This is a genomic window from Paraburkholderia sp. FW306-2-2C-D06C (assembly GCF_058781505.1).
Window position 1 is genome coordinate 1 of record NZ_JBYSWU010000134.1, and the last position, 1084, is coordinate 1084.

Annotated in this window: 1 protein-coding gene; it reads right to left on the reverse strand. The window is 55.8% G+C overall.

Features of this window, described 5'->3' with window-relative positions; translation table 11 throughout:
• Window positions 1–62 precede the first annotated feature (62 nt).
• On the reverse strand, window positions 63–542 hold the full coding sequence (locus AC3WLT_RS37175) for a TIGR04141 family sporadically distributed protein (protein WP_492596525.1): 480 nt from the start codon (window positions 540–542) through the stop codon (window positions 63–65).
• Window positions 543–1084 lie beyond the last annotated feature (542 nt).

A 1084-nucleotide genomic window follows, 5' to 3' on the forward strand; every position in this document is an offset into this window, starting at 1 on the left:
TGTGGATCAGTCGGTGTGGTACGGTCATCGAAAGGGCGCGGTTGAATCCTGCGTAAAGAGGGTTAGAGATCGAACTGGTCGAGTTCGCGCTGCAATTCGCGATTGCGTGCCACGCGTTCGTCGAGCGTCGACGAACAGGGAATGCGCGGTAAGTAAATGGCGGCTGAGGGGGACATCCGGTGTGCCGCTCCTGCTTCCCATTCGAAACCATTGATCGCGTTTGCCTGCGGCGTAGGCGGGGTCCATCCGTCCGAGCAGGTCGGTACCGTAGTAGTCTTCCAGCAACGCTGCGACTGTGATACGGTCAATTCCCCGTTTTCCACGGGAAAGGCCCAGTTCCAGCAGCTTCTTCCGGCAAGTCGAGGCGATTGTCGACGTGCTTCGTTGCCTGCCTTGTCTAGGCTGCGCAGCCTAGCCGCATCGATCGAGTTCAGCGTCACGCGTAGCCCGAAATCCCGCTCGACCAGATCGAGGTTCAATAGGTGATGCCCCATGCCGAAGGTAAGGGCGAACGTGTTCTTCGCGAGTCGGACGATTAGGATGGCTCATTCCGCACGACTGCCCGCGAAGAGCTTTGGCGGGACTTCCTGATTGGTGATCAAAAAGGGGGCCCAAGGCGGGGGAGTCAGGCGCTCTATGTCTTTCACGTAGAGATGAACTGAGCCATCGGAAATCTTGAGTTCGATTCCGTTCTTTGTTCGGTTTGTTTTTACAATTTGCTCGTCTCGGAGCGTGGAGTCCTTAACCAGATAAATGGTCAACCGCTCCTTTCTGGTCTGATGCTCTCTCATCGAAGACCCCCGTTTCTGTATTTTTGCTGTTCGGCAGGGCCTCCGGAACGCGTCGGCCGCGCGCAGTTGGAGACACTGCGCTTGTTTGCTACCACAGTCAATAGCTATTGGCAGACCGCATTGTTGCGACGAGGTAAATCGGTTATTGAACAATATACGTCGACCGAGACAACAGCGCATGGGCGGCACCATGTCAGAGCTGACCAATATCATTTTCGCCTCTTTTGAATTTTGAGTGGGTAGGTTTGGCGGGTCAAGGACGGGCGTAAGCCCGGCGTAGCGAATCCTTGAGG